The following is a 7360-nucleotide window of genomic DNA, read 5'->3' as shown; positions in this document are numbered from 1 at the left end:
CACGTCGACTTGGGCCGATGCCCACTTGGCAGCGTCCTCGTTGGCGGCGATGACGCGCGCGTAATCAGCCGCATACTTCGCATCCGACGCATTGACCACTTGGGAGGCCGTCAGGAAGGCCTGCTCAGCAGCCGACAGGCCGGACTGCGCCGTCGCATCGCCGGCATTGGCCGCCGCCAGGGTTTTCTCGAACTGGGCCCGCGCCTCGGCGTATTTCTGCTCAGGTGTCAGGACGGACTGGCTACCCAGGGCCATGCTGGCGTTCAGGCTGTTGAGCGTGGCCACCCACGATTTCGATTTATCCTGCGCCGTCTGGGCCGCTGCTGCCTCGGTGTCGTAAGCCTTGGCCAGTGCGTCATTGGCCGAAACCACCGCTTTGGCGGCCTGCACCTGGTCGAACAGCGCGCGGTTGACGGCGGCGATGCTGGAGCGCTGGATAGCCAGCAGTTCAGTTTCGCTTTTGGTCAATTCGTTCAGCTGCTTTTGCAGATCCATGCGCTCGCTGGCGATCTCACTGGCGCTTTTGACCACGGCGGCATAGTTGCCGGTCGCGGCGGCCAGCTGGCTGCTGTAGTCGGCGGCGGCCTTGAACGCGGGCGCCAGGGCCAGCAGCTTGATGTACAACTCTTGATCCGCCGCGCTGGCCAGGTTCAGGCCCAGCACCTTCTTCTTGTAGTCGTCCATGGTCGTGGTGCTGGCCATGCCCAACTTGCCCAGCGTATCGGCCACCGTCGACAGCACCGGCGCCATCTGCTCCGCTTCCGTCAGGAAGTTTTCGGCAAAGAAACTGGTCCCGCTGGTGAGCGAGTCCAGGCTGCCGGCCAGCTTGATCAGGTTTTCCCGTGCGCCAATGGTGGCCACGCCCACGGCGCCGAAGGCGTCTTGCGACGTGCGGCCGATCAGCTGCAGCGCCGCGTCGACGCCGGCGTAATCCCCCGCTACGCGCTGCAGAGTCGTGCTCAGGTCTTCGTTGCCGACCTTGAACTGGCCGAGACTCGGGACCAGTTCCAACGCAATCGCATTCCCCACGCCTTCGAAGAACTTGGTGACGGCGCCCAGCCTGTCAGCTTCCGTGGTGAGGCCAGTCAGGTTGATGTTCAGCGCCTGGGCGCGCGCGGCCAAGCTGGACGTGTCGACGCCGAGCGTATTGGCCAGCGTGGCGGACACGTTGCGGATGGCGGCATATGTTTCCACAAACGCATTGGACGTCGTGGCATTGACGGCTTTACGGTCCGTGTCGGCCTTGTCGCTGCGGAACCAGCCGCCTTTCTGCGTCCAGTTGGCATACTCGTTGCCAGTAAATCCGGTACCGGACAGCGTGCCAGTGATCCCCGTTTCGCCGTATTTCTTATCGCCCCTGCCGAAAGCACGGTTTGCCAGGCCACCAATCACGCCACCCAGCGCGCCACCAATGGCCGCACCGATAGGGCCGCCCATGAATGCCCCGGCAATTGCACCGATCCCCGTGCCGACGTTCACTGTCGAATTGCTGCCAAACTGACCAGAGATCAGTTTTCCGCCAAGCACCCCTGCGGCGATGCCGGCAGCCGCGGCAACCAGCGGTCCAGCTGCTGCGCCAGCCGTCAATGCCGAGCCAGTGCCGGCCATTCCCGCCGAGCCGTATGCAGCTGCAGCGGTACTGGCCTGAGCTGCGGTCAGGCTCATGCCCGTACCAAACGCAGATACCGCCGAGGAGCCGAAAAGATTGCCCAGGGTAGCGATGCTGCCGCCGAGGCCTGCGGCCACACCAGAGAATCCCTGCGTGGCAATGGTGTAGGCAGTTTTGGCGCTTTGTGCCAGGCTAGCAATGCCACCCAAGCTTCCGCCAGCCGCGCCGCCGCTCAGGCCCAGGCCTTCGGCGGGTGCCAGGCCAGCAACGCCGCCGCCCGATACCGATGCGCCGATGTTCAGGATCCACTTCTTGATCGTCATCTGGTACAGCAGATCGAGCAGGCCGTTTTTCAGCGTGTCCCGCAGGCGGTCGAAGGCAGACTTGCCCGAATCGAAGATGGACACGAACGTATCGTGCGCAGTCGTATCGATCGATTCCCACATTTTGCGGTTGGCTTCGATCTCGGGCTTGGCCAGCTGGTTGCTGTACCAGGTCGAGTATTGTTCCTGCAAGCGCTTCTGGGCCTCGGTACCATCACCTGCCAGGGCAATGCGCTCTTGCCACATGGCAGCGTCGATTTTTAGCAGCGCGGCAGCGCGCGCCTTTTCATCAAACAGCGATTCGGCAGCAAAGCGGCGGTTCTCGTCGGCCAGCTGGACGGCATAGCCGAGTGCCTTGGTCTGCGCCAGTGTGGCCTGCTCGACGCGCACGCGCGCGGTTGCCTCTTCCGTCAGGCGCTTGATCTGGTCCTCGGCGACCACCTTGCCGGCCAGTTTTTCCTGAAGGAGGAATTTCTCCAGCGCCGTCTGCTCGCGCACCGCCACCATGGCCAATTCACGTGCGTCGCTGGACTTGCCCATCATTTGGTATTCCACCGCCAGCGCCGCCGCGGAGTCCTGGCGCGCCAGCGTGCTTTCCTGAATGCGCGCGGATACGTCCTTTTCCGTGGCACGGGCCTTGGCGATCTTTTCCTCAGCTGCCAGCTCCTCCAGCGCCGCGCGCGCCACAACCAGGTGCGCGTCAGCCAGTTTCAGCTTACCTGTCTTGATTTCCTCTTCCAGCTTGATGCGTAGCTTCTGGCTCTCGGTCGCATCGACGTCGGTGGCATTCTCCAAGCGCCCGGCCTCGATCTTCTCGCGGATGCTGGCGATCAGGGTGGCGTAGGCCTGCTCTTCTTTTTTCAGGCCCGCCGCCGCGCCCTTGTCGGCATACTTCAAATTGATGCGGCCCAGGATGTCGGCGTACTGCTCCGCATTCAAATTGCGCGTTTTCAGATCGGCGATCTCGGCGGCGCGCTGCTCTTCACGGGTGGCGTAGGTCTTTTTCCACTCGTTGTAGGCTTCAGCACCTGTGACTTTTGCAACATCGGCCGCGCCGTTGGTGGCTTTTGCTTGCTTTTCAATCAATTCGTTAACCTGTTTGTTCAACTCAATCCGCTTGAAAATCGCATCGTCGTTGCTGATTCCTGCAAAGTCACCGGTACGCGCATTGAGGTCGCCCATCCTTTTGGTTGCCGCCTCCAGTTGCTTGATGATGGGCAGTTCTTTTTCCGCCTGCTGATTGGTCAGGCCGAGATTTTTAAGCTGCAGCAGGTTTTGCTGCTTATCGATCTGGGTATCAAGGGCCTTGATGATCCTGGCATGGGCCTCTTCAAAAGATTCTGCCGCTTGTTCATTGGCTTCTTTGGCTTTTTTACCAAAATGATGCCAGGCCAACGTCAGCGCCCCGATCAGCAGGATTGCCGCACCAAGCGGACCGCCAAGGAATGCTGTGGCCGCACTGAGACCTCGCATGGCCCCCGCCAGTACGCCTGTAGCACCGGCCAGGCGCGCTTTTGCTGCCGCCTGCGTGGAATCAGCCACTGCAATCTGTTCGCTTATCCTTTTTTGTTGCACACCAAGGATGGCCAACTCTTTTAGCATGGCCGAACGTGCCGCTTCCGCTACAGCCAGTTCCGCCGTGGAAGTGCGCAGCACCATCAACGCGTAGCTCTGCGCACCAGCGGCCTCTGCCGCGACCATAGCGGCCTGGGCCGCACGGATATTTGCTTGAGCTTGCGACAGGCGCGCAATGGCTTCCGCGCGCGCCTCAACTATCGCCGCCTGCGTGACTGCCAGCAATGCCACCTGAGCTTCGGCAGCGACAACATCGGCCTGCATCTGCGCCACCGTGGCGGCGCGCAGCGCCATCGACGCGGTCACTTTCGCGTATGTATTCGCGGTCCAGGTGGCAAGCCAAGTACCGATCTGATAGGCCATCAACGTTTTAAGGACAATGACAAGCGATGTGAGATTTTCTGACAACAGCCGAATGGCGCCAGTAATGAGCGCCACTGTCCCGTTTGCCTGGGCCTGCATGCCGAAAAATTCCAGCATTTCGTTTTTCAGCACGGTAAAGGCACCCGAAATCGTCTGGATATTCTTGCTTTCCTCGCGCAGCGACTCCAGCGCCTTTGGCAGCACTGTGGCCATGATGTTGGACGTGATCTGCCCCTCGCCCGCCATGGCCTTGAGCGCGCCCACCGGCAAGCCCATGCCATCTGCCAGCGCCTTCATCAGGCGCGGTGCCGCCTCGTTCACGGCGTTGAATTCCTCGCCGCGCAGCGTGCCCGATGCAAAAGCCTGCGACAGCTGCAGCTGGGCCGACGCCGATTCGGTCGCCGTGGCGCCGCTCACGCGCAGCGCCAGGTTGACGGTCTCTGTGATGGCGGCCACTTGCTTTTGCATCGTCCCGAGCTCGCGAGTGCCGTTGGCAATTCGGGCATACAGCACCCCCGTGCTGGCCAGATCCTGCTGCGATGTTTTGGCGATGCGCTTCACCGCCTCATAGGAAGCGGCATAATCGGCCACCGACGTCGATGCCAGGCGCAGCTGCGCCGTGAATTTGGCGTATTCATCGGCCATCTTGATGATTTCGGTCAGGCCGGCGCCGATTCCGATGCCGGCCAGTGCCGTCTTCATTGCATTGGCGGCCGCATTAATCCTGTCCTGGGTTTCCGTGACAACGCGGCGCGCCTGCGTCATATCGGCCTGCAGCCGGGCAATATCTGCTCTCAGGCGAATTTCAAGATCACCGACGATCATCGCGTATCCAATAAAAAAACCGCCTCATGGGCGGTTATTGTCTGAAATAAAAAAAGCCAGCAATTAGGCTGGCTGACTTACTTTTAATGCATGTGTCCTATTTGCAAATCTGGCCCCAAGATAATTCGAATTCACCAGGTGGCATATCCGCCTCCATAACCGTTAGATCTTTCCCGACTGAGATATACCGCTTAAACCCTGTGTATCCACCAAAGCTATTTTTCGAATTTACTTCGCCACATGGGGCGCCTTTGATGCCGATAAACTGATTCTGAAATTGAGCTGATTCAGGATCCTTCAATTTTAATTTCACGTACTTTTCGCCAAGTATTTTAAGGTTGGCATTAATTCTTGCCTCCTTTTGTGCAGCAGATTCACCGCACGCAAGCAGAGCTGTGGACATGGCAACAAATCCAAAAGTTAACAAAATCCTGCGCATACAATTCCTCTATACATTTCAAAGAGGCAATATTACACTAATGAGATTGCTGTACAAAAGCCACCTCATGGGTGGCAGACGAAAAAAAGACCGCCACATGGACGGTCTATGCAAGAAATAACTCAAGGGCACGTGCGGCTGCGCGGTTGGCGCTGACGCGAACAGCAACAGATCCACCCCACGGCGGTGGGCAATCTCTCTTGGTAGCGCGGTGCGACTCGGCCAGGTAGTCGACCGACAGGCGGCGCAGCAAACGCGCCTCCCACGGCTCCAGCTCGAAGCCGCGCGCGGACTGCCAGGCGGCAATCTCGGTAAATGTCACCGGGCCGGCGCCCATGCCGGCCGCCACAGTGGGCCCCACCTCGTAGAGGTAGCCAATCAAGTACTCGCCCTGGTCGAACGGCGGCATTTCGATTTCGCTGCCGTCGCGCTCGGTCCGTTCGCGGCGAGACAGCTCGGCGCTGTCGGCCCGCGTGCCATCCTTTGCCTCGGGCACGGCGCCGAGCCAGGCGCTGTGCCGAACGAACAGGCTTAGTTCTTCGCCGAGGTCTTCGTAAAATTTGCCCAGTCATTCAAATGGGCGTTGACTTGGGCAGGAATGAAACCGATGGTTTCGTCCAGGTACACGGCCTTGTGCAGCGCTTCGCCGGCCAGGTCGTCGTAGCTGATGTTCTCAAACGAATGCGTGAGGGCTGCCAGCTTGTCGACACCTTCCTGCGCCTGGTCTTCCGCTGATTGGTCTTCCTTGCCTTTTTTCTTCAAGCGGGTGAACAGCTTGTTGTTGCTGGCGGCCTGCACCTTGGCGTACTGTTTGGAGCCAGGGCCGTACAGCTTGATGCGCATGGGTTTGTTCTTGTCCGGGTTGCCGTCCGCACCATCGGCGTACATCAGATCGTCATTGGCGTCCTTCAGGTGCAAGGTGCTGGTTTCGTCGACTGCAAATTTTTTGATATTGGACATGATGATGCCTTTCTTCGAGGGAATGAGTGCCCGTGCCAGGCCCGCCCGCCCCTCGAAGGGCGAAGCGGACCAGGTCGGTACTGGGGTGGCCTGAGGCCTTGATGGTTGCCGCTTACGCGGTGAGGGTGTCGCTCTGGCGCAGCAGGGTGAAGGCGCCTTTGACGGTATCGTTGCTGCCGCCCAGGTTTTCGACAAACTTCATGACCTGGGCCGTGAAGTAGCGAATACCGCCGCCTTGCTTGACGACCTTGAACGCCGGGATGCTGTAGTCGTTGGCCGCCGCTTCGATCAGGATCTGGCCGGCGTCATCTTCGACCCAGGCGCATTCCATTTCTGCGTTCGGCAGCTTGTATGAGCCTTTCTTTTCGCGATCATGCGCGTTGCTCACCGTTGACAGATTGGACGTGCTGTATTCGCGGCCTTTCACGCCGCCCACGTTGGTGATGTCGCCGACTTCGACCCAGGTAAGCGCCGCGTAGGCCGCTACCGTATCGGATGCCGGACGGGTCGCGCAGACGTACAGCTTGGTGCCGGCGACTGTCTCGAAATCATTTTCGAATGCCATTTTGATACCTTTCAATAAAAAAGCCCGCACGCAGGATTGCGATACGGGCGGGCTGGAAAACCTATGGTGACTGCTAATTCGCTTCGACGTAGACCACCTTGAAATCGCGCGACTGCTGATATATGCCTGCGGCGTCATCGCTCATGTCGGGGCCGACCACGTCGCGCATAACGCTACGCACGGCAATGTTGGCCACCGTGCCGGTATGCGCGCCCGCACCCAGCTTGGACGCCTGCAGCACGGCCTTCTGGTCCGGATAGGTGCTGGCGTGCACGGTGACTTGGACGCGCGCGGTCACCTGAACGGCGCGCTGGCCCAGCGACACAGTCGGCAGTTCGACCCGGCCAATCTCCGTCAGTCCGATGGCGGGCAGCTGCATACCCTGCGGCACGGTACCGGCCACGATGCGTGCCGCCGGCATCAGGGCCAGCACCGGCGCATGCGCGACCAGCAGCGCGCGGATCACTTTGATGGCGCTCATTTCTTGGCGCGTGCCTTGCGCACTGGCGCGTCCGCCACCGGGTCGCCGCCGGTAGAGGCGTCAATGACTTCGATGGCCTCGCTGCGGCGGATGTAGGCAGCAGCACGGCGCACGCCGCGCGCGGCGTCGGTCATGGTGTATTCGGTACCGGCCTGCAGCTCGATCACGGTCACGCCGTCGATCGAGCCCGGCATGGTTTTCAGCATCTTGATTTTCATGG

General features: G+C 60.4%; 7 protein-coding genes. All 7 read right to left on the bottom strand.

Annotation, left to right across the window (positions count from 1 at the left end; translation table 11 throughout):
• Positions 1 to 4695 (bottom strand): tape measure protein (locus ACQ4WL_RS18875; protein WP_436511115.1); only part of this gene is annotated, 4695 nt, incomplete at its 3' end.
• A 97-nt stretch (positions 4696 to 4792) separates the two neighbouring features.
• On the bottom strand, positions 4793 to 5098 hold the full coding sequence (locus tag ACQ4WL_RS18870) for a hypothetical protein (RefSeq protein WP_260176622.1): 306 nt from the start codon (positions 5096 to 5098) through the stop codon (positions 4793 to 4795).
• Between the two features lie 142 nt (positions 5099 to 5240).
• Positions 5241 to 5630, bottom strand: coding sequence for a phage tail assembly chaperone (locus ACQ4WL_RS18865; protein WP_436511114.1), 390 nt, complete (start codon positions 5628 to 5630; stop codon positions 5241 to 5243).
• Positions 5631 to 5665: 35 nt separating this feature from the next.
• A complete protein-coding gene (locus ACQ4WL_RS18860; RefSeq protein WP_436511113.1) occupies positions 5666 to 6094 on the bottom strand; it encodes a hypothetical protein in 429 nt (142 codons plus the stop codon).
• A gap of 112 nt (positions 6095 to 6206) precedes the next feature.
• Positions 6207 to 6659 carry a hypothetical protein gene (locus tag ACQ4WL_RS18855; protein ID WP_436511112.1) on the bottom strand — a complete coding sequence of 151 codons (453 nt, stop codon included), beginning with the start codon at positions 6657 to 6659 and terminating at the stop codon, positions 6207 to 6209.
• Positions 6660 to 6732: 73 nt separating this feature from the next.
• Positions 6733 to 7140 (bottom strand): tail completion protein gp17, encoded by a 408-nt coding sequence (gene gp17, locus ACQ4WL_RS18850; RefSeq protein WP_436511111.1) that lies wholly within the window; start codon positions 7138 to 7140, stop codon positions 6733 to 6735.
• On the bottom strand, positions 7137 to 7358 hold the full coding sequence (locus ACQ4WL_RS18845; RefSeq protein WP_436511110.1) for a hypothetical protein: 222 nt from the start codon (positions 7356 to 7358) through the stop codon (positions 7137 to 7139). The genes gp17 and ACQ4WL_RS18845 overlap by 4 nt, the downstream gene beginning before the upstream one ends.
• Positions 7359 to 7360 lie beyond the last annotated feature (2 nt).

The sequence above is a fragment of the Janthinobacterium kochi genome (genome assembly GCF_051380715.1).
Taxonomy (GTDB): Bacteria; Pseudomonadota; Gammaproteobacteria; order Burkholderiales; family Burkholderiaceae_D; genus Janthinobacterium.
Note: the sequence above shows the minus strand (reverse complement) of the source record. Positions and strands in the feature narration are given on the sequence as shown.